Origin of the sequence: Methylomicrobium lacus, assembly GCF_041897535.1 — a bacterium.
GTDB lineage: Bacteria > Pseudomonadota > Gammaproteobacteria > Methylococcales > Methylomonadaceae > Methylomicrobium > Methylomicrobium lacus_A.
In genome coordinates this window covers 256061-276453 of sequence record NZ_CP169217.1, presented here as the reverse complement: position 1 = coordinate 276453, position 20393 = coordinate 256061, and the positions used below count along the sequence as shown (strand labels likewise).

Below are 20393 nucleotides of genomic sequence, written 5' to 3'. Positions count from 1 at the left end.
TCATCAGGCAATCTGCAAGACCTTCGCGCCGCGAATGTTGCCGGCCTTCAAGTCGACCAGCGCCCGGTTCGCATCGCTCAACGGATAGCGCTGAACTTCCGGCTGCATCCGCATGGCCGCCGCGAGCTCCAGAAACTCGCTCACATCGCGGCGGGTGATGTTGGCGACGCTTTTGATTTCTTTTTCAAGCCACAAGTGCTTTGGATAATCCAGTTCCAGCAATTTGTGCTTGTCGTCCTCCTTCCGAATCGCGTTGATGACCAGCCTTCCGCCGGCTTCGAGATTCGCCAAGGCATGCACGATCGGCGCCCAGGCCGGTGTGGTGTCGATGATCGCATCCAGCTTGTGCGGCGCGAGTTGATCGCTCTCCCCGGCCCATGCCGCGCCCAGTTCGAGCGCAAAACGCCGCTCTTCGGCGCTACGGGCAAACACATAGACTTCGCTGTTGGGATATTGGTGACGCGCCATCTTCAGCACCAGATGGCCGGAGGCGCCGAATCCGGTCAGGCCGAGGCGCGCGCCGTCCCGAATCTGGGTCAAGCGCAATGAGCGGTAACCGATGGCGCCGGCGCATAGCAAGGGCGCGGCTTCCGCATCGCTGAACGCCGAAGGTATCGGATAAACGAAGTGCTCGGGTACGGTCATCAGTTCGGCATAGCCGCCGTTGGCATCCCGCCCGGTGGCGATGAAATCGGTACACAGATTCTCATTGCCCGCACGACAAAACTTGCATTTGCCGCAGGCCGAAAAAATCCATGCCACCCCTACTCTGTCGCCGAGCGCGACCGAAGTGACTCGATCGCCGATTGCAACGACCCGCCCGACCACTTGATGCCCCGGAATCACCGGCAAACGTGGCGGCGGCGTTCGTCCTTCGATTTCATCGAGCTCGGTATGACATACACCGCAGACCGAGACTTGAATCAACACGCCGTGATCGTCAGGCACCGGATCCGGCATCTCGACCAACGTGAGCGGACGCGGATTGCCAGCCAGCTTGCTAAGATGGGTTAAGACCATCGCTTTCATGATCGCTTATGCCAGACGGAGGGCAATTTCAATCGCCGGCAGAGGTCAGCGATTGAACCGCGCCCAACCCGCACGATTATTTGATCTCGATACTCTTCCGCTTGGTCTTTTCCAGCTTGGGCAGCGCGATTTCGAGAATGCCGTCCTTGAACGAAGCCTTCGCCTTATCCGAATCGACCTGCGCCGGCAGCGTCAGGGTTCTTTGGAATTCGCCGCGGCTGATCTCGCGCCGGTAATATTCGCCGCTCTCCTTTTTTTCTTCCTTCTTGGAGGACGCCTTGATCGTGATCGTCTGATTGCTCAGCGTCACGTCGAGATCCTCTTTTTTGACGCCGGGCAGCGCCGCATGGACTTTGAGTTCGTCATCGGTCTCGATGATGTCGACCTTCGGCATCTCGATGCCCGCAGGAAACTGCATTGCCGGAAATCTCGGAAATTTGAGATCGAAAGGATGCAGCCAGCGCCGCGACAGCATGTCGTCGAACCAGCGGTCCAGATCGTCAAAAGGCATCAAGCCGCGCGCGCTTTCACTATCGGATGCCTTGCTGATGATGTCTTTGCTGGCTTTATTTTCTTTGTTTTCTTTTTCTTCTTTCATATCCGTTACCTGATGTGATAAGACAATAGATCAACACGTTCGAAAAAAGACGATCCGGCGGTTGGTCAAAAACCAATGGACAGCCTATTTTTTCTAACGGTAAAGTAGCCTATTCCGCCGCACAATCCTATTCGTAAAAATACCTAAATGACCTTGACAAAAACCGAGCCGACACCGCCGAATCCCGGATCAACGCTGATTCAGCATTTGCTGTCGCCGCAGGCCTATCCGCATCCGGTTACCGCCGTGCGCTTGATCGAAACGCACATTTCCTGGGTGCTGCTGACAGGCGACTTTGCGTATAAAATCAAAAAACCGGTCAACTTCGGCTTTCTGGACTTTTCGACGCTGGAACTGCGCCGCCAATACTGCCAGGAAGAGCTGCGCCTGAACCGGCGGCTGGCCGAGGACTGGTATTTGGGCGTCGTAGCAATTACCGGCTCGCTTGAACAACCCCATATCGAGGGAGACGGCGAGGCGATCGAATACGCGGTCAAGATGCGGCAATTTCCGACCGGATTGACCTTGAAGGACCGGGTCAAATGCGGGCAAGTCGATCGGACGGAAATCGATCAGATTACCGATCTGCTCGCCGATTTTCATGCGCATATCGCGAAGGCCGAAGCCGCTTCGCACTATGGCGGCAGCGCGGACATCAAACACTGGTTTGAGGAAAACTTTGCGCATCTGCGGCCCAGGTTGAAGGATGATAGGCAACTGAAACAACTGCAAGCAATCGAAGACGGGGGACAGGTGGAGTGGCTATTGAAAGCCGGCCTGATGGAAGACCGCAAACGCGCAGGCTTCGTGCGGGAATGCCATGGCGACATGCACCTTGGCAACATGACCTCGATCGACGGTCAAATCATCCTCTTCGACTGCATCGAATTCAATCCGATGCTGCGCTGGATCGACGTGGTCAGCGAAGTGGCTTTCCTGATCATCGACTTGCTGCACTTCAATCTGGACGCCCTCGCCTACCGTTTTCTGAACCGGTACCTGCAACGTACCGGCGATTATCAGGGCGTGGCGCTGCTGCGCTACTATCTGGTCTACCGCGCCTTGGTGCTGGCCAAGGTCAGTTTATTGCGTTCCGAGCAACAGCACGATCCGGCGCTTTTAGAGCAAAATCTCGCCGAATACCGTGTCTATGCCAATCTGGCCGAACGCTTTACCCAGCCTTCCAAACCGATGCTGTTGATCACGCACGGCTTTTCAGGTTCAGGCAAGTCTTATCACGCCGTCCGGCTTGCCGAACGGATCGGCGCGGTGCAGCTGCGCTCGGACATCGAACGCAAGCGCCTCTATGGTTTCAGCGCCGAGCAAAACACCGGCAGCACGACCGGCGGCGGCATCTACAGCGAGGAGGCGACGCAACTCACCTACGACCGGCTCGCCGCCGAGGCCAAAACCGTGCTCGAAGCCGGCTTTACGGTGATCGTCGATGCGACTTTTTTGAAAACCGCACAGCGGAAGCAATTTTGGCAATTGGCAAGCGAGTGCGGCGTTCCGTTTCGGATCCTGGATTTTCAGGTGCCCGATTCGGTATTGATTCAGCGTATTTTGCAGCGACAACATCAGGATGCTTCCGAAGCGACGCTGGCCGTTTTGCAGCGGCAGCAGCAAAACGCTGAACCCTTGCACCCTGAAGAGCAGGCACTGACGTCAACGATCGACTTCGACAACGAACAGGCCATCGCCTGGACATTTTCTCAGCTGACCTAGCTTGCAAGGATTGGGATATGGTTTATTTCCTGGCATTTAACAATAAAAAAACATAGCCAGATCATTCATTTAACATAGTTCAATAAAATTCAGCGGAATTTAATACGCTCAAAATCTGACAAAAGCTATTGGTGTCAGCAGGTTCCGTGTAAGATAAAAGCATTACGAAGCGTATTGAAAATCCGAGCATTTCGGTCGGTTTATCTCTTTCCAACCCTCTTGAGGCAGCAGCTTATGAGCAAGTTAAGCGAAGAAGAGCGACAAAAAATTCTGGCCAGTTCACCGGTCGGCACCTGGGCCTTGATGCTGACCGTCGGCGGCGCGATGGCGCTGGCCTGGCTGTTCATGTATTACGGCGTATTTCTGCCGCGCGGCCCGATAGGTTGAGGAGGCGACATGCATATAGATCCACTGGAAAAAAAATGGGCGGCAATCGCGCTCGGTATTGCAGGGCTCTTTGTGACGGTGATTCTGGCGTCGGCACTTTTTCACGGCATCCATGCGCCGAGTCATGTCGAAACGATCGACTCGGCTTCCCTGCATTTGAGTGCTGAGTTTGCCGAGGACAAGCTCGGCATCGAGGAAGGCGCCAACGGCAATATCACGGTACGGATCGTCGCGGGCCGTTACGGTTTTTACCCGCAAGACATCGTGCTGCCGACCGAGACGCCGTTGACGTTTCGGCTGGTCAGCCAGGATGTGATTCACGGCGTACACATCCCGATGACGAACATGAGCACGATGATCGTGCCTGGCTATGTCGCCGAGGTCAAGACCGTGCTGCATCATCCGGGCGCCTATCCCTTGCTTTGTAACGAATATTGCGGCATGGGCCATGCGCACATGTGGAACAATATCAAGGTGATCAGCAAGGCGCAGTGGGATGCGCTCAAACATCCTCAAGGAGACGCGAGCCATGAATAATGCAATTGAAAAAAAACTGGCACTGACCCATTTCTGGGTCGCCTTCGGCGCTTTCGCGCTGGCCTGCCTGATGGGCATCTATCAGGTGATCGAGCGCTCGGGCTTCATCGGCTGGATACAATCGCGCGAAGTCTATTACGCCTCGACCAGTACGCACGGGGTGTTGATGGCGTTCGTGCTGACCACCTTTTTCATCATGGGCTTCGGCTATTATGTCGCGACGACCACGCTGAAACTGCCGGTCTGGAACAAGACCTTCGCCTGGGCCGGATTCTGGGTCTCATTGACCGGCGTCGTGTTGGCCGCCCTGCCCTTGTTGAGCGGCGCCGCCTCGGTGCTGTTCACGTTCTATCCGCCGATGCAGGCGCATGTGCTGTTCTATATCGGCGCGACATTATTGGTCGTCGGCTCCTGGTTCTGGTGCGTGTCGATGATTGTGATGTACATGCAGTGGAAAAAAGCCAATCCGGATCAGCCGGTGCCGCTCGCGATGTTCGCGACCGCCGCGAATGCGATTTTGTGGCTCTGGACCAGCGCCGGCGTCGCGGCCGAAGTGTTGTTCCAGCTGATCCCATGGGCGCTCGGCTGGGTCGATACGATCGATGCGGGACTCGCGCGCACCCTGTTCGCCTGGACTTTGCATCCGATCGTGTATTTTTGGCTGATTCCGGCCTATACCGCGTTTTACTGCCTGGTGCCGAAACAGGCGGGTGGCTACGTGTTCAGCGACGAGATGGCGCGCGCGGCATTCATCCTGCTGGTCGTGTTCAGTCTGCCGATCGGCTTTCACCATTTGTACATGGACCCGGAACAAGCCAGCGGCTGGAAACTCTTGCATGCGGTCGGCACCTTCGTGGTGACTTTGCCGACCTTCATTACCGGCTTCACGGTGATCGCATCGCTCGAAATCGCCGGCCGTTTGAACGGCGGCAAAGGCCTGTTCGGCTGGATCGGCTCGCTGCCGTGGACCAATCACTTGGTGCTGGCGATCATCCTTAGCCTTTTGATGCTGATCTTCGGCGGCTTCGGCGGACTGATCAACGCCAGTTATGCGATGAATGCAATGATCCATAACACCGCCTGGGTTTCGGGCCACTTCCACCTGATCTTCGGCGGCACCACGATCATCATGTATTTCGGCATCGCCTACTATTTCTGGCCGGTGTTGACCGGCAAGCCGTTGTTTTCGAACAATCTGGCGTTGATCCAGCTGTGGACCTGGTTCATCGGCATGGTGATCCTGACCACGCCCTGGCACATCCTCGGCCTGCTCGGCCAGCCGCGGCGGATCGACAAGGTCAATTACAACAATTTGCTGACCTTATCCTGGGAGCCTTACGAAATCACGATGATCTTCGGCGGCCTGATCCTGGTCGGATCGGCGGGGCTTTTGATCTACAACCTCGCGAAGACCCAGTTTCATGTGACCGAGACCTATGAAGGCGAAGTCGAATATGCAGAGCCGATCCATCCGGTCACAGCGCTGCCGGCCTATCTGAACAGCTTTTCGATGTGGAACTGGGTGATCGCCGCGTTCATGCTGATCGCCTTCGGTTATCCGATCGCGCAGTTCTTTTTGATGAAAACCTACGGTTCCAGCCCTTGGGGATACTGAGTATGAACAGACTATTGCTCTCTCTGATTTTGGCGGCGCCGGTATTGGCAGGCGCCGCGCCTTCATCCCAGGTCGCCTGGACCGCGGAACAATTGAATTTCGTCAAAGCCGGCAATGCGCAGAAAGGCCAGGCATTGGCCACCTCCTGCGCTTCCTGCCACGGCGACATCGGCGACAGCGCAACGCCGGCCTTCCCATCGCTGGCCGGACAATTGCCGACGTATTTGTTCAAGCAATTGCAGGATTATGCGGACGGCAGTCGTGACAATCCGCTCATGAGCGGCATCGCGAAGGGCCTCAGCAAGCAGGACATGGCCGATCTGGCCGCCTGGTTTGCCTCCCAGCCCGCATCTTCCGAGGCCTCCGGCTCGGCGGACCTCAAACAGGCCGAAACCCTGGTCACCCGAGGCGACAACGAGCGCCTGCTCGTCCCTTGCGAAGTCTGCCACGGCAACGACGGCGAAGGCCAGAAACTGGACATTCCGGCGCTGGCCGGACAGAAAGCCGAATACCTGAGCGCAACCTTGAATGCCTTCAAGGACGGCAGCCGTCACAACGATGTTTACGGCAAAATGCGGCTGATCGCGAAAACGCTGACCGAAAAGGAAATCGAAGAACTGGGCGCTTATTATCAAAGTTTGAAATAGCCTTGCCGCAAATCCCGTGCGATGGATGCGTCTCGGATGCATCCATCGCATGGGCATCCTGCCGTAAATTCGGCCCGATCGAACCGACCGCGTGCAGTATAATGATGACCTATCCACTGTTGTTTAGGCAAAAATCATGCACGTTACCCTGGTCCACGTTCAAGTCAAACCCGAGCACATCGACGATTTTATTACCGCCACCCGGCTGAACCACGAAGCTTCCATTCAGGAGGCTGGCAACCGCCGTTTCGATGTGCTGCAATCGCCCGAGAATTCCGCTCAGTTTATCCTGTACGAAGCCTATACATCCGCCGAGGATGCGGCCCTGCACAAAGAAACCGCGCATTATTTGGCCTGGCGCGACAGGGTCGCGGACTGGATGGCCGCACCGCGTCAAGGCATACGTTACGAAGGCCTGTTTCCGAAGGGGTAAATGCCGTAAATTCGGCCCGATCGAACCGACCGCGTGCAGTATAATGATGACCTATCCACTGTTGTTTAGGCAAAAATCATGCACGTTACCCTGGTCCACGTTCAAGTCAAACCCGAGCACATCGACGATTTTATTACCGCCACCCGGCTGAACCACGAAGCTTCCATTCAGGAGGCTGGCAACCGCCGTTTCGATGTGCTGCAATCGCCCGAGAATTCCGCTCAGTTTATCCTGTACGAAGCCTATACATCCGCCGAGGATGCGGCCCTGCACAAAGAAACCGCGCATTATTTGGCCTGGCGCGACAGGGTCGCGGACTGGATGGCCGCACCGCGTCAAGGCATACGTTACGAAGGCCTGTTTCCGAAGGGGTAAATCGTATGCAGTTTTCTCCTTTCTCAATCTCGCGCCTGCCACGCATCAACTATGGCAGGGGCCGTATCAACGAGGTTCCGGCGCTGGCGGCAGCCTATGGCCGCACCGCCTTGCTGGTGACCGGCAAACAGTCATTCTGCGCGACGCCGCGCTGGCAGGTTTTTACTGGGGCGCTGGAGGCGAAGGGCCTGCGCTGGCTGCACTTTACCGTTTCTGGCGAGCCGTCTCCGATGGGGGTCGATGCCGCGGTGAGCCGCTTTCGCGGTGAGGGCGTCGATGTGGTGATCGCGATCGGCGGCGGCAGCGTGCTCGATGCGGCCAAGGCGGTCGCAGGGCTCCTGCCGCACGGCAATTCGGTGATGGATCATCTGGAAGGCGTCGGCAAGAATGTCCCCTACCGCGGCCCGAGCACGCCCTTCATCGCGGTGCCGACGACCGCGGGAACCGGCAGCGAGGCGACCAAAAACTCGGTGCTGAGCGTCCAGGGGCCTGAAGGCTTCAAGAAGTCGTTCCGCGACGAGTGTCTGATCCCCGAATACGCGGTGATCGATCCCGACCTGCTCGCGAGTTGCCCGCGCGAACTGATCGCGGCCGACGGCATGGATGCGTTCACGCAACTGCTGGAATCCTATGTTTCGATCAAAGCCAACCCGTTCACCGACGCCCTGGCCTGGAGCGGAATGACGGCCTTCAAGGCAGGCTTTTTCGCGGCCTGGGAGGGCATCGAGCCGGAGGCCGGTGATGGCCGAGCCGCGATGGCTTATGCGGCCCTGCTCTCCGGCATCACGCTGGCGCAGGTAGGGCTGGGATCGGTACACGGGCTGGCATCGCCCTTGGGCGCTTATTTTCCGATCCCGCACGGAGTGGTCTGCGGCACCCTGGTCGCCGCGGCGACAGCAGTCAACATCGAGGCGATGCAGGCGCGCGAACCGAATCATCCGGCCTTGGCCAAGTATGCGGAAGTCGGGCGGCTGTTGACCGGGCGGAACGAAATAGACGACGCGGAAGCCCGTGCGGCGTTGATCGCACTGCTGGCCGAATGGAGCGATAGACTGCAACTGCCGCGCCTTCATCGCTACGGCATCGGCGCGGAGGATTTCCCGCTGATCGTCGCGAACAGCCGCGGCAGCAGCATGCTGACCAATCCGATCGTGCTGACCGATGCGGAAATCGAGGAAGTTTTGGTCGAGCGGCTTTAGAGAAAGATCGAGGTCCCCAACATAGGGAGACTGCGAAAGTATTCATGGATTGGAGTGAAAAAACATGTTTTTTCACTCCGCACCTTTGCAAAAACAATGACTTGAAGATTAAAAAGATTAGTCGTGCATTTTCCGAATTCTTTCACAGTCTTTAGGCGTTGGGAACCTACAAATGCCTGACTAGTACTACAAACCTAAAAAATGAAGGATAATAGCAAGCCCGAAAATCATCCCGCAAGGAAGCGATGCGCCCACTCACTCCGCTTATTTTGACGCAAGCCCAACAATCGACGCTGGAAGCCATTGTTCGAAGTCGGCAACTGCCGCACAGTTTAGTGCAGCGGGCGCGCATCGTCTTAAATGCGGGAGCCGGCCGTCGCAACAAGGCCAGCGCGCAGGGTCTGAACATCAAGGAAGAGACGGTCGGTTTGTGGCGTCGTCGTTGGCTGTCGGCCCAAGAGGCGCTGGCTGCCTGCGAAGATGATCCCGAACGTTTACGCCGGCAGATCGAGACGATTCTGGCGGATGCGGAACGTCCGGGTGCACCACAGACCTTCAGCGCCGAACAGGTCTGCCAACTGCTGGCGTTGGCTTGTGAAACGCCGCCTTCACCCTTGACGCATTGGACGCGCAAAGATTTGGCACGGGAAGCCGTTAAGCAAGGCATTGTCGACCGTATCTCAGCGACCAGTATTGGTCGTTTTTTAAATGCAGGGTCAGCTAAAGCCGCATCGAACGCGCTATTGGCTGAATCCCACCATCGACGATGAAGCCACCTTCCAGGTCAACGTCGAAGCGGTATGCGACCTGTATCGGCAAGCCCCGGCGCTGCATGCGCAAGGCATTCACGTGATCAGCATCGATGAAAAAACCGGCATTCAGGCCCTGGAGCGCATTCACCCCGCACAGCCCATGCAACCCGGACAGCCGGAACGGATCGAGTACGAATACCGGCGCCACGGCACCCAAGCCCTGATTGCCAACTTCGAGGTGGCAACAGGCAAGGTCATTGCGCCCACTGTTCAGGACACACAAACAGAAGCTGACTTTGTCGCCCACGTGCAGCAAACCGTCGCCACAGACCCTCAGGGGCAATGGCTGTTTGTGGCCGATCAGTTGAACACCCATAAATCCGCGACGCTGGTGGAATGGATCGCCAAAGCCTGCGGAATTGACGAGGACTTGGGCGTGAAAGGGGAACGCGGAGTACTACGGGATATGAACTCCCGCGCGGCTTTTTTGCAGGACGAAAGCCATCGCATTCGCTTTGTTTATACGCCCAAGCATTGCTCGTGGCTGAATCAGATCGAGATTTGGTTTGGCATTCTATCCCGTCGCTTGCTCAAACGGGCAAGCTTCACCTCGAGAGCAGATTTGAAAGGACGTATTTTTCAGTTTATCGATTTCTTCAATGAAACCCTCGCTAAGCCTTTTCGCTGGACTTATACCGGAAGGCCTCTGGTGGTTTAAAAATTATTCGGAGAATTTCCGGTGCGTTGTACTAGGGAAGCGACAGCGCGTTGCACATCTGCGCCGTCAACCGGAGCCCCAATTCCCGGTACGCCTCGACCTGGGTCTCATCGAAAAACTGGTCGTTCGTGGACTGGTTCGGAAACTCTTCATGCTGGGCGCGATAGCTGTAGATCTGTGCCGGCAAATCCTTGACCAGGGTCGCCCTGACGATATACAGCGTGCCCTGTTTGGCGGGTTCGCCCCCGTGGGCCGGGTAATGGATCGTGCCTTTGTCGTAGCCCATTCTCGAAAAACCGAAACGTTTGGCATAAACGCTTTCCCCATCCGATCCCGGCATCAGCCCCTCCAGTTCGTCATTGAATGTGACCGTGACGCCGAAATCGACGTTGATGCGCACCAACACGCTGCCGATATCGTCGAGGGTAAACTTGGGGTCGGCGCCGGCAGAGGAAAAATAGATCGTATCGACGCGTCGCCGTATCAATTCATACAGCCCGGTATTGTCGAAGTGGCCGCCGTCGGTCAGTTCCAGATAGCCGACGTTTTCTCTGAGGTCCTGTCCCAAAAGCCCTTGAAAAAAGCCGGGATAAAAGAAGTTCGGGCGCTTGTTCATGTCCGACAAGACTTTTCGCCAGCCGGTCACCGCGGGATTCTGGACCCAAAAACCGAGGCGGATATTCCAAAACGCCAGCAGAAACGCCACCAGCCGGTTGCGGGTGGCGCCCTGTCCGGAGTTTGCCGCATTCGGATTCAGCGCCGCGCCCGAGATCGAAACCGCCGTCGCCAGCGTCATCTCGCCGCCGGACAGGCGGGACATCGGATAAAATCCGATCGCGTCGCCGCCGCAATACAGATGCGACATGATGAAATTGTCGCCGGCGCGGCCTCGGTATTTGGGGTTGTTCGAATCGACCAACACCGTATTCGCATTGATGATGTGATAGGGTCCCCACTGATCCGGACCCGAGACATCTGAAAAGAAAGCCACATCGGCCTGGGTCGCCAGTTCCCAGTGGTTGTTGCCAACTGCCGCAGGATTCGGCATGAAGGCTTCCATCAGCCGGTCACGGTCCATTCGGCCGATGCCGAACAGGTTCAGATTGACGAACCATCCGCTCAACACGACACCGAGGATGACCACCCCGTAAAGCCATTGCTTATCGGACAGCCCCCAATCCTGAGCAATCTGATAGCCGATCGCTAGGATGCCGATGATCAACAGCAGCGCAGTGAGCAGAATCCGGATTTCGGTCATCGGGCCTTTGCCGGCTTCCGTGCCTTTTTTCTGTTGGAAAAACTCGAAGATCGACCCGATCACGCCGAACAGCGCCGGTACTGAAGTTGACATGTATGCCATTCCAGCCAATTGGTCATCGATAAATTTATCGATGATCGGCAACAAGGCCAACAAGCCGAAGGCAAACGCTAGGAAAATGAACTTGCCCTGGGCGCGCTGAAACCAGAAGCGACCTCGGTACCCGCGTTCCTCGGTGCCCAATTTGCGCCAGGTCATCCAGGCGTACATAAAGCTGGTGACACCGAAGAGCAGCACCATGGACAGCGCGGCTTGCGCGAACAGCGATGCCGGCTGCCAATGGCTCAAATACGGCAGCATCCAGGGCATAGGCTGAAACAGTTGAAGTTTGAAGCAGAGGAAAAAGAGGCTGACGATGACCGCCAAATACACCGAGGCCGCAAGCGTCATGTTACGCAAGAGGACACCCAACAATGACAAGGACGACAGCCCGTCCGGCAACAGATAATTGCCGTGTTGCCGCAGGTAATTCAAGGGTGAATGGGCGGCGTCCTGCCCAGGATCGTTTTCGGAAGCGAAGGGAAAGCTCCAGGACGAACCGCTGCGTTTGTTCAAGTAATTGAACCAGGTCAGCGACGAACCGATATAGCCGCCGCCGGAGACGGTCGATAAATAATCCACATGGCGCAGGACGTTAGATTTGTTCAAGCCCTGCAAGACCCCCAGAGCAAACGAAGCGGAACGGATGCCCCCGCCGCTGATCGCAATACCGGTGATTTTCTTGGCCTCATCGCCCTGCCGATTATCACCCCGGTTCAGTCGTTGATTGTTGATGACGTTCAACTCATCCTGTTGAACTTGCGCAAAATGGGTTGCGGATCGCTCATTTGTCATACTTTCCCCGTACATAAAAGATGATCTTATAGTTATTATTGAGTATGGGAGCTTCTCAAATCGTCCTCTCGCCAAGGCGACTTAGAGAAGCATCCCTGATGTAAAACGGATTGCTAAAGCGGGCAAGTTTAAGGCTTCAATCCTCCCCCTCGGCGATCAATCGATAAATGAAAGCGCCCAGAAGCGCACCCGAGATCGGCGCGACCCAGAACAGCCAAAGCTGTCCCAATGCCCAGTCTCCGGCATAAACCGCAACGCCGAGGCTTCTGGCCGGGTTAACGGATGTGTTGGTGACCGGTATGCTGATCAAATGGATCAGCGTCAGCCCCAAACCGATCGCGATAGGCGCAAACCCTAGTGGCGCGCGGCGGTCGGTCGCGCCCAGGATAATCAGTAAAAACATCATCGTCATGACGACTTCGGTCACTAAGGCCGCCAATAACGAATAACCACCCGGCGAATGTTCGCCGTAGCCATTCGCCGCAAATCCGGCAGTGGGATCGAAGCCGGCTTTGCCGCTCGCGATCAGATACAGGATGCCGCCGCCGACCAGTCCGCCCGCTACCTGAGCCAGAATATAAGGCAACAGTTGGTTCGCCGGAAAGCGTCCGCCCGCCCACAAGCCGATCGACACGGCCGGATTCAGATGGCAACCGGAAATATGGCCGATCGCGTAAGCCATGGTCAACACCGTGAGTCCGAACGCGAATGCTACCCCCAGCAAACCGATGCCCACATTCGGAAATGCGGCCGCTAATACCGCGCTGCCACATCCGCCGAGAACCAGCCAAAAAGTACCAAAAAACTCAGCGCCAATTTGTTTCATGTTCCTTCTCCTGCAACGTATGTTAAGAAAATAAGGTCGGACGGCACGGATGTGCGCCTACCTTTACTTTGTTTCCTAACCGTAACGAACCCAAAGACCCATAGCGGACAAGCACAAACAAAATAAGAACAAATGAATAACGGACAATTTCAGGGCTTCAAGCTCTAGGCAACCGCGAATTCCCTGCGAACGGTTAATGAAATAAAATCAATTACCTCGCCTTTATTTTTCAACAATGACGAGGCAATATAGACAGGCCTCAGGAAACTGTCAATTGCTTTCCTGACTTTCGCTGTTAAGTCGGGAATGATAAAAATTGACTCGCCGCGCTATCGCTTTGAGAATAGTAAACCCTCATTGTTTAGAGCCCGAGACCTTATGCATTTTTCGATCATCATCCCGGTACTGAATGAAGCGCTAACGCTGCCCTCTTGCCTGGAGGCGTTGCAGCCCTTGCGGCATCGGGCCGAAATCATCGTCGCCGACGGCGGCAGCCGCGATGCGACGGTGGCGATCGCGGAAGGTCTGGCCGACCGGCTCGTCCGAACGCCTAAGGGCCGCGCCGTGCAGATGAACGCCGGTGCTCGGCTCGCGAAGGGCGACATCTTGCTGTTTTTGCATGCCGATACGGTTTTACCGGATAATGCCTTGCTGCTGATCGAACAACGACTCGCGCGCGGAGGGCAATGGGGGCGTTTCGATATCCGCCTGCGCGGCCGGCCGGTGTCGCTGAAGGTCATCGCCTGCATGATGAACTGGCGCTCGCGCCTGACCGGCATCGCGACGGGCGATCAGGTCATTTTTGTGAGCAGGCAGGCTTTTTTCGGCGTGGGCGGCTATCCCGAGATCTCCTTGATGGAAGACATCGCCTTATCCCAATTGCTCAAAGCCATCGGCCCGCCGCTCTGTCTGCGCGCGAAGGCCACCAGTTCGGGCCGGCGCTGGGAGACATTCGGCGTCCTCAGAACGATTTTGCTGATGTGGTCATTGCGTCTGCGCTATTTTTTCGGCGCCGACCCGGCCGAATTGGCGGAACTTTATCAAAGAGGTCAATTTTGGAAACCCTAATCCGTTTATCCGCCGCCGTCGGTATTTTTTTGCTGATGATAGGCTGGGAATTCTGGCGTCCTCGGCGCGTATTGAAACTGCCTCGCGCGCAGCGTTGGCCGATCAATCTGGGCCTGGCCGCGCTGAATATGATCCTGATGCGCGCGAGCCTCGGCGGCTTGGGATATCTTGCCGCGGTCCATGCGCAAACGCAGGGCTGGGGTTTGTTGGCTCTGGCCCCCTTGCCCTCTTGGCTGGCGATTGCCGCCACCCTGTTGCTGCTGGATTTCGCGATCTACGCCCAGCATATTCTGATGCACAAATGGCCGCTGCTGTGGCGCCTGCATCAGGTGCATCACACCGATCTCGAATTCGATGCGACGACCGCGGTGCGTTTTCATCCCTTCGAAATCGTGTTGTCGATGCTTTACAAGGTGTTTTGGATTCTGCTGATCGGCGCCGATCCATTGGCGGTGATCGCCTTCGAGATCATCCTGAACGGCGCGGCGACCTTCAATCACAGCAATGTCGCGATCCAGCCCACGCTCGATCAAAAACTGCGCTGGCTGATCATCACGCCGGACATGCACCGGATTCATCACTCGACCCGGCGCGCTGAAATGGACAGCAATTACGGTTTTTCGATTTCACTCTGGGACCGGCTGTGCGGCACCTATGTCGCCGACCCGAAAGAACCTCAGATCAGCATGTCCATCGGTCTGGCCGCTTACCGGAAGCCGGAAGAACTGGGCTTTCTCCGCCTGTTGCGGCTGCCCTTCAAGACCTTACACCGAGACTGAATGGCTATCGACTATCAATACCCGCATGCCGTTTTGCTGATTTTTTGCAAAACTCCTCTGCTCGGTCAGGTCAAGACCCGGCTGATGTCCGAATTGAACGCGGAAGAAGCCTTGGCCGCGCATCTGGAGCTGAGCCGGCGCATCTTGCGCCTGGCGACAAAGAATCGTCTCTGCCCGGTTGAACTCTGGTGCGCCCCAACGCTTGAGCATCCGTTTTTTGCCGAAGCGGCACGCACTTACGGCGTGCGCCTGTGTGAACAACAAGGACGGGACTTGGGCGAACGCATGCATTATGCCCTAATCCGCGCGCTTTGCCGGTATCGCTGCGCGGTGTTGATCGGCAGTGATTGCCCCTCCCTGACGGAGGATGACCTTGAAGCGGCGATTAACGCATTGGATAAGGCCGCTGATGCCGTCTTCTCCCCCGCGGAAGACGGCGGTTATGTGTTGGTCGGGCTAAACCGGCCGCAGCCGGAATTGTTTGCGGCGATGCCGTGGGGAACCTCGGCCGTAATGGAAGTTACGAGGGCGCGGCTGGCGGCGCTCGGGGAGCGGCATGTCGAGTTGAAGCCGCAATGGGATGTCGATACCGCGGAAGATTTCGCGCGTTACCGAAAGCTGATCAATGCCTCCGAGGACTAAGCCGCCTGCGATCACTCATCGTCGACATCGACCAAATTGCCCGCCAAATCGGACACGGTCTGATCGGCGACGCCGACGACGCGGATATGCCTCCGAATCGTGTTCGAATAATTTTCGTGCAGATGGCCATGAAAAATGTTTCTGGCGCCCATCGCCGCCGCCAAATCGCCGATCGCGGCAAAGCCGAAGCGGTGCGAAGAAGGCGCTTCATGGGTAACCAGAATGTCGGCTTTCAGGCCTTTCAACGCCTCAAACTCATCATGCCAGATTGCCGACTGGTACTTTAAGGACAGGCTATCGTCGCGCGGTCCGGGTTTCTGGCTGTTCAGGAAATGGCGCTTGTTGATCCACTTCGGCCTCCCGGGCGGATACCAGACTCTGCCTAAAAAAATGCCGCCGAGTCCGGCGATACGGACTCCCGCGATTTCCTGGACGCGAAGATGCAGGCTGTTATCGGCCAGCGAGGAGTGAAACAGATTGTGGTATTTTCCGGGCGACTGGAAGTCATGATTGCCGGCAATCCACCAAATCTCGGTCAGGCCGATGATCGGCTCCAGATAACATTCCAAAGGCCGCTCCAAATCATAGTCACCGAGCAGTACGACCGCTTCCGGACGGCATTTACGCACGGCCTTGATCAGCGGCTCAAAATTTCCATGCGGATCGCCGGCAAATAGGATTCGGTGATTGGAGTTCATAAGGTCGGATCGAGTTGTCTGTACCGGTAGTGGAAATCGTCAAATAGTACCATTAAACGGGTCTCGTAAACTATATACTGCAATCGAACGACTTGCGGTCGCGGCGATCAAATGCCAATTCAATATCCAAAATAAATCCTGATATGTATTGACCTGTCAATATCTAAAAACAATTTTTCAAATGCATCATCCAGTGTGTGGGTAGCAGAACGGGCGGTTTGCCGACGGTTGATCAGTCTGATATGCGCGGGTTGGTTACCGCATGACAACCGATTCGTCGGGGAGCTGCCTCGCTCTAAGTTCGAGGGTCATCCCGTTGCCGGGCGCCTCCTAGGATTACCGAGGATTCTCCCACCGTTGCCCCTTCTGCTACCGACACACTGCATCATGGCGAGTACTCCTTACGCGCGGGCCGTTGCCGGCGCTAGCGTTTGCCCAATCGCCCAGATAAACCCTGCCAGCTCACGGGCGATAGCGGTACAGACCTGCACCTTCAACTTACCCCGCGCCGCCAACAGCCGGTAACGCCCACACAAGCGGGTTTGCGCTTTCCAGGCGATATCTTGCACCGCGTCCGAGGCTTTCTCGGCCGGCGCTGCAAGACCGCCGTCTTGCGGGCCGGGAAGCGATAACACCAGGCCGCTTCCACCAGCACCCGCCGCACATGACCATTGCCGGTCTTGGTGATGCCGCCGCGCGATTTGCTGCCGCCGCTGGAATATTCGCTCGGCACCACGCCCAAATACGCCATCAGTTGTGGCGCGCTGGCGAAACGCTTCAAGTCGCCGATTTCGGCCACGAGGGTGGTCGCGGTCAACAGATTCACCCCGCGCAAGGCCATCAAGCCCTGAATCACCGGCCAGAATACCGATTCGGCTGCCGTGCTGGCGATCTGTTGGTCAAGCGTATCGACCCGTTTGTTCAGGGTCTTGACCGTATCGATGTATTCCTGAAACACGATCTGCTGTACCGGATGCGCCAGTTTCACCGTTTCCAGCCAGCGATAATGCGCTTGCGTCCAGCGGCTTTGGCCAGCATAGCGCTGGCCGTGCCGCAGCAGAAACGCCAGCAAACGCTGTTTGGCTTGCCGTTGCAGATGCTTCAGGTCTTCCCGGGCCCGCGTCAAATCACGCAACGCTTCCTGGGCTGTATCCGGCACCCACACCGCCGTCAACTCGCCGGCTCGATGCAACCGGGCCAGCATCAAACTATCGCGGCGGTCGGTTTTGACCCGGTCGCCGGCCTTCTTCGGTATCAGCGACGGCGCCACCACTTGGCAATCCCAACCTTGCTCCGTCAATTGCCGATGGATGCCGTAACCACAAGGCCCCGCTTCGTAGCAAAACGATAGCGCCGCATCGCCTTTTCTGAGCTGCTTGATCAGTTTGTCTAGTGCGGCCGGCGTGTTGGCTATCTCGCCGTGATAACGAACTTCACCCCCTTCGGCTTCCGCCACCGCTACCGCGATCGTTTCCTTGTGTACATCCAATCCTACATATTTGTTAAACTTCTTCATGACCTACCCCCTCAATTTCGGCTCTGAGCCGATGGTTTTATGAAACCCCAAGCTTAACCCGTGCGCTTGAGGTGTGGTAGGTCAATACATGATGTCTATAATGATTATCGGATAACCACATCGGTATCAAACCATGTCGACGACAGCGCAAAAAATCAAATTATTCGGCACCGATGGCATACGCGGCAAGGCCAACCAATTTCCGATGCAGCCCGACCTCGTGGTCAAGATCGGCCAGGCGATTGGCATCATTTTAAAAAGTCAGGCGCCGCCCCACTCCACACCCAAAGTGGTGATCGGCAAGGATACCCGCCTATCCGGTTATATGCTCGAAATGGCCCTGACCTCGGGACTCTTGGCCACCGGTATCCAGGTGCAATTGGTCGGCCCATTGCCGACGCCCGGCGTCAGTTTTATCACCCGCAATATGCGCGCCGCGGTCGGCATCGTCATTTCGGCGAGCCATAATCCTTTCTACGATAACGGCATCAAAATTTTCGGGCCTGATGGTTACAAAATTCCGGACGCGATGGAGGAAGCCATCGAACGACTGGTCGGCGCAGACGATTTTGAACCCCATCTCGCGCAGCTCGAACATATCGGCAGAAGCTGGCGCATCGACGACGCCCAGGGACGCTATATCGTCTATGTCAAAAACACCCTACCCCATCAATATACGCTCGACGGCTTGCGCATCGTACTCGATACCGCCAACGGCGCGGCCTATAAAATCGCGCCCGCGGTATTTTCCGAGCTTGGCGCGGAAGTGATCCACATCGGCAACACGCCCAATGGCATCAACATCAACGGCGAATGCGGCGCTTTGCACCCCGACGTGATTGCCGATGCGGTGTTAAAGTATCGCGCCGACGTGGGGATCAGCCTGGACGGCGACGCCGATCGGGTCGTGATGGTCGACGAAACCGGCAATGTGATGAACGGCGACCATATCATGGGAGTTTGCGCGCTGAACATGAAGAAAAAAGGCACGCTGCGCAATAACACCTTGGTCGTCACGCACATGAGCAACTACGGTTTGGAAAAAACCCTGCGTGAAAACGGCATCGATGTGGTCAGAGTCGATGTTGGGGATAAAAACGTCGTCGACGAAATGCGCCGCCTGAACGCCTCATTGGGCGGCGAGCAGTCCGGTCATGTGATCCATCTTGACCATTCAACCACCGGCGACGGCTGTATCGCCGCATTGAACGTGCTGGCGGTCATGCTGGAAACCGGCATGAATGTCAGTGAACTGAATCGAGTCATCACGGACATTCCGCAGCAACACATCAACGTGAAGGTCGGCAAGAAAAGCAGTCTCGACCAAATCCCGGGGTATTCGGAACTGATAAAGCGCATTGAAACCCAATTGAATGGGAAAGGCCGGACTTTGGTCAGATTTTCGGGAACAGAACCGCTGCTGCGTGTTCTGGTGGAAGGCAATGATAAGACGCAAATCTGTCAGTTCGCCGAAGAAATCGCCGAGCTGTTGAAAAAGGCACTCGGCTGATAAAAGACCTATCGTCAGTTATTTGATGCCCATTTTCTTGGTGGCAATATGTTCCGGCATCATGAAATTGACCGACTCCTCGCCGGTCAAGCCGCGCATCGCTGCCAGCGTACACACCAGGGTATGGCCTATGCACAAGTGAGCGGTCTGTACCCTCGTGCTCGAAGGGCCTTCCGGTTTGGCGCTGCTTTTGATGATCACGTCCGCATTGGCGCCGAGCGGCGTATCCTTGTTTTCGGTCAGCGCAATCGTTTTAGCCCCCTTGATCCTTGCAAGGCGCAAGGCTTCATAGACAAAACCGGTCCCGCCCGAGGCGGAAACGCCGATCACTACGTCATTCGGCGAGGCCATGCTGACTACATAGCGCGCCAATCCGCCCTCCTCCTCGGCCACACCCTTGGCGAATGAAACCGGATTGGCCTGACTCATCGCATTGGTGACCGGCAAACAGGTGATGCCGGTCTCGTAAAATTGGCCCGCAATCTCTTCTGCCACCAGCGCCGACGCGCCGGCTCCGGTAATCACAATCTTGCCGCCCTGGGCAATGCAATCGGCGAGCAGTTCCAGCGCGGATAGGAAGCCTGCCTTGGCCGAACGGATTGACGACAGAATGCCTTCGGCCTCCTGGCGCAAGGCATGTTCGAACATCAGATCGGGTTGATCGAGCCCGGTGAAATCGTAACCGACCATGAACGGCCTGTTTACATCGATCAATTGACCGACCGAGTCGATCAATACCCGGTTACCCCAGTCATGCTCTTCAAATTCCAGGGTGGTTCCCGGCATATTCGAAATCTTCAGCGCCTTGCCGGTCAAATGCGCGATCAAGCTGGTTTTTCCGGTGTTGAAAATCCCCAGCACCGAGATCCTCGCCTGCTCCGGAAAGGTCTTTTTCAGCGACTCGCTCAGATGATCGGTATTCTGCCGGGTCAACAGTGACATTGGCATGACCTTGCAGCCCAGTTCGGCTTCGAGTTGACTGAACTCGTCGGGATTGACCAGATCCATTTTGTTGCCGAGCACGACGTGCGGCAGGTTGTTTTTTTGTATCGCTTCAAGAAAGATTTTACTGGTAGGGATCTGCGGATCGAAAGCATTGACCATCAGGATGGCGCCGGTAGCGCCAATGCTTTCAAACGAAGTCATCATTTTTTTGGATACGCGAGTGCCCATGGTCTTTCGAATGC

20 protein-coding genes and 1 pseudogene are annotated in these 20393 nt (G+C 56.4%); 14 read left to right on the top strand and 7 right to left on the bottom strand.

What is annotated here, in order from left to right; genetic code table 11:
- Positions 1 to 3: 3 nt before the first annotated feature.
- Both ACEPPP_RS01235 and ACEPPP_RS01230 read right to left on the bottom strand, forming a co-directional pair.
- Positions 4 to 1029 (bottom strand): zinc-dependent alcohol dehydrogenase family protein, encoded by a 1026-nt coding sequence (locus ACEPPP_RS01235; protein ID WP_374089243.1) that lies wholly within the window; start codon positions 1027 to 1029, stop codon positions 4 to 6.
- Positions 1030 to 1105: 76 nt separating this feature from the next.
- A complete protein-coding gene (locus ACEPPP_RS01230) occupies positions 1106 to 1627 on the bottom strand; it encodes an Hsp20/alpha crystallin family protein (protein ID WP_374089242.1) in 522 nt (173 codons plus the stop codon).
- Between the two features lie 147 nt (positions 1628 to 1774).
- Here ACEPPP_RS01230 and ACEPPP_RS01225 point away from each other — a divergent pair, with 147 nt between their 5' ends.
- From ACEPPP_RS01225 to ACEPPP_RS01180, 10 genes are all read left to right on the top strand, one after another.
- Positions 1775 to 3352 (top strand): AAA family ATPase, encoded by a 1578-nt coding sequence (locus tag ACEPPP_RS01225; RefSeq protein WP_374089241.1) that lies wholly within the window; start codon positions 1775 to 1777, stop codon positions 3350 to 3352.
- Between the two features lie 234 nt (positions 3353 to 3586).
- Entirely contained in the window at positions 3587 to 3739 is a 153-nt protein-coding gene (locus tag ACEPPP_RS01220; RefSeq protein WP_374089240.1) for a hypothetical protein, read from the top strand.
- 9 nt (positions 3740 to 3748) lie between these two features.
- A complete protein-coding gene (locus ACEPPP_RS01215) occupies positions 3749 to 4276 on the top strand; it encodes a cytochrome C oxidase subunit II (protein ID WP_374089239.1) in 528 nt (175 codons plus the stop codon).
- The gene (locus ACEPPP_RS01210; RefSeq protein ID WP_374089238.1) at positions 4269 to 5891 is read left to right on the top strand and encodes a b(o/a)3-type cytochrome-c oxidase subunit 1; all 1623 of its coding nucleotides are present in this window, start codon (positions 4269 to 4271) and stop codon (positions 5889 to 5891) included. Before ACEPPP_RS01215 ends, ACEPPP_RS01210 begins: the two co-directional genes overlap by 8 nt.
- A gap of 2 nt (positions 5892 to 5893) precedes the next feature.
- A complete protein-coding gene (locus ACEPPP_RS01205) occupies positions 5894 to 6538 on the top strand; it encodes a cytochrome c (RefSeq protein ID WP_374089237.1) in 645 nt (214 codons plus the stop codon).
- Between the two features lie 136 nt (positions 6539 to 6674).
- The gene (locus ACEPPP_RS01200; protein ID WP_374089236.1) at positions 6675 to 6971 is read left to right on the top strand and encodes an antibiotic biosynthesis monooxygenase; all 297 of its coding nucleotides are present in this window, start codon (positions 6675 to 6677) and stop codon (positions 6969 to 6971) included.
- Between the two features lie 78 nt (positions 6972 to 7049).
- On the top strand, positions 7050 to 7346 hold the full coding sequence (locus tag ACEPPP_RS01195) for an antibiotic biosynthesis monooxygenase (RefSeq protein WP_374089236.1): 297 nt from the start codon (positions 7050 to 7052) through the stop codon (positions 7344 to 7346).
- A 5-nt stretch (positions 7347 to 7351) separates the two neighbouring features.
- On the top strand, positions 7352 to 8545 hold the full coding sequence (locus ACEPPP_RS01190) for an iron-containing alcohol dehydrogenase (protein ID WP_374089235.1): 1194 nt from the start codon (positions 7352 to 7354) through the stop codon (positions 8543 to 8545).
- 245 nt (positions 8546 to 8790) lie between these two features.
- A complete protein-coding gene (locus ACEPPP_RS01185) occupies positions 8791 to 9315 on the top strand; it encodes a helix-turn-helix domain-containing protein (protein WP_374088053.1) in 525 nt (174 codons plus the stop codon).
- Positions 9254 to 10015: a transposase gene (locus ACEPPP_RS01180; RefSeq protein ID WP_374089234.1), complete on the top strand. Its 762-nt coding sequence runs from the start codon at positions 9254 to 9256 to the stop codon at positions 10013 to 10015. The genes ACEPPP_RS01185 and ACEPPP_RS01180 overlap by 62 nt, the downstream gene beginning before the upstream one ends.
- Positions 10016 to 10046: 31 nt before the next feature.
- Here the strand turns inward: ACEPPP_RS01180 and ACEPPP_RS01175 are convergent, their stop codons facing one another.
- Together ACEPPP_RS01175 and aqpZ are read right to left on the bottom strand one after the other, a co-directional pair.
- Positions 10047 to 12167 (bottom strand): hypothetical protein, encoded by a 2121-nt coding sequence (locus tag ACEPPP_RS01175; protein ID WP_374089233.1) that lies wholly within the window; start codon positions 12165 to 12167, stop codon positions 10047 to 10049.
- Positions 12168 to 12303: 136 nt separating this feature from the next.
- Positions 12304 to 12993 carry an aquaporin Z gene (gene aqpZ, locus ACEPPP_RS01170; RefSeq protein ID WP_374089232.1) on the bottom strand — a complete coding sequence of 230 codons (690 nt, stop codon included), beginning with the start codon at positions 12991 to 12993 and terminating at the stop codon, positions 12304 to 12306.
- A gap of 378 nt (positions 12994 to 13371) precedes the next feature.
- Between aqpZ and ACEPPP_RS01165 the strand changes: the two genes are divergently transcribed.
- Genes ACEPPP_RS01165 through ACEPPP_RS01155 form a run of 3 tightly spaced genes read left to right on the top strand, consistent with a single transcriptional unit; the run spans position 13372 to position 15482 of the window.
- Positions 13372 to 14061, top strand: coding sequence for a TIGR04283 family arsenosugar biosynthesis glycosyltransferase (locus ACEPPP_RS01165; protein ID WP_374089231.1), 690 nt, complete (start codon positions 13372 to 13374; stop codon positions 14059 to 14061).
- Positions 14049 to 14840, top strand: coding sequence for a sterol desaturase family protein (locus tag ACEPPP_RS01160; protein ID WP_374089230.1), 792 nt, complete (start codon positions 14049 to 14051; stop codon positions 14838 to 14840). Before ACEPPP_RS01165 ends, ACEPPP_RS01160 begins: the two co-directional genes overlap by 13 nt.
- The gene (locus ACEPPP_RS01155) at positions 14841 to 15482 is read left to right on the top strand and encodes a TIGR04282 family arsenosugar biosynthesis glycosyltransferase (protein ID WP_374089229.1); all 642 of its coding nucleotides are present in this window, start codon (positions 14841 to 14843) and stop codon (positions 15480 to 15482) included.
- 11 nt (positions 15483 to 15493) lie between these two features.
- Here the strand turns inward: ACEPPP_RS01155 and ACEPPP_RS01150 are convergent, their stop codons facing one another.
- Together ACEPPP_RS01150 and ACEPPP_RS01145 are read right to left on the bottom strand one after the other, a co-directional pair.
- Positions 15494 to 16180, bottom strand: a complete 687-nt coding sequence (locus tag ACEPPP_RS01150; RefSeq protein ID WP_374089228.1) for a metallophosphoesterase — start codon at positions 16178 to 16180, stop codon at positions 15494 to 15496.
- A gap of 401 nt (positions 16181 to 16581) precedes the next feature.
- Positions 16582 to 17696, bottom strand: a pseudogene (locus ACEPPP_RS01145) (IS110 family transposase).
- 133 nt (positions 17697 to 17829) lie between these two features.
- Here ACEPPP_RS01145 and glmM point away from each other — a divergent pair.
- A complete protein-coding gene (glmM, locus tag ACEPPP_RS01140) occupies positions 17830 to 19206 on the top strand; it encodes a phosphoglucosamine mutase (RefSeq protein WP_374089227.1) in 1377 nt (458 codons plus the stop codon).
- Between the two features lie 18 nt (positions 19207 to 19224).
- Here glmM and ACEPPP_RS01135 read toward each other — a convergent pair whose 3' ends face one another.
- Positions 19225 to 20355 carry an SIS domain-containing protein gene (locus ACEPPP_RS01135; protein WP_374089226.1) on the bottom strand — a complete coding sequence of 377 codons (1131 nt, stop codon included), beginning with the start codon at positions 20353 to 20355 and terminating at the stop codon, positions 19225 to 19227.
- Positions 20356 to 20393: the final 38 nt, after the last annotated feature.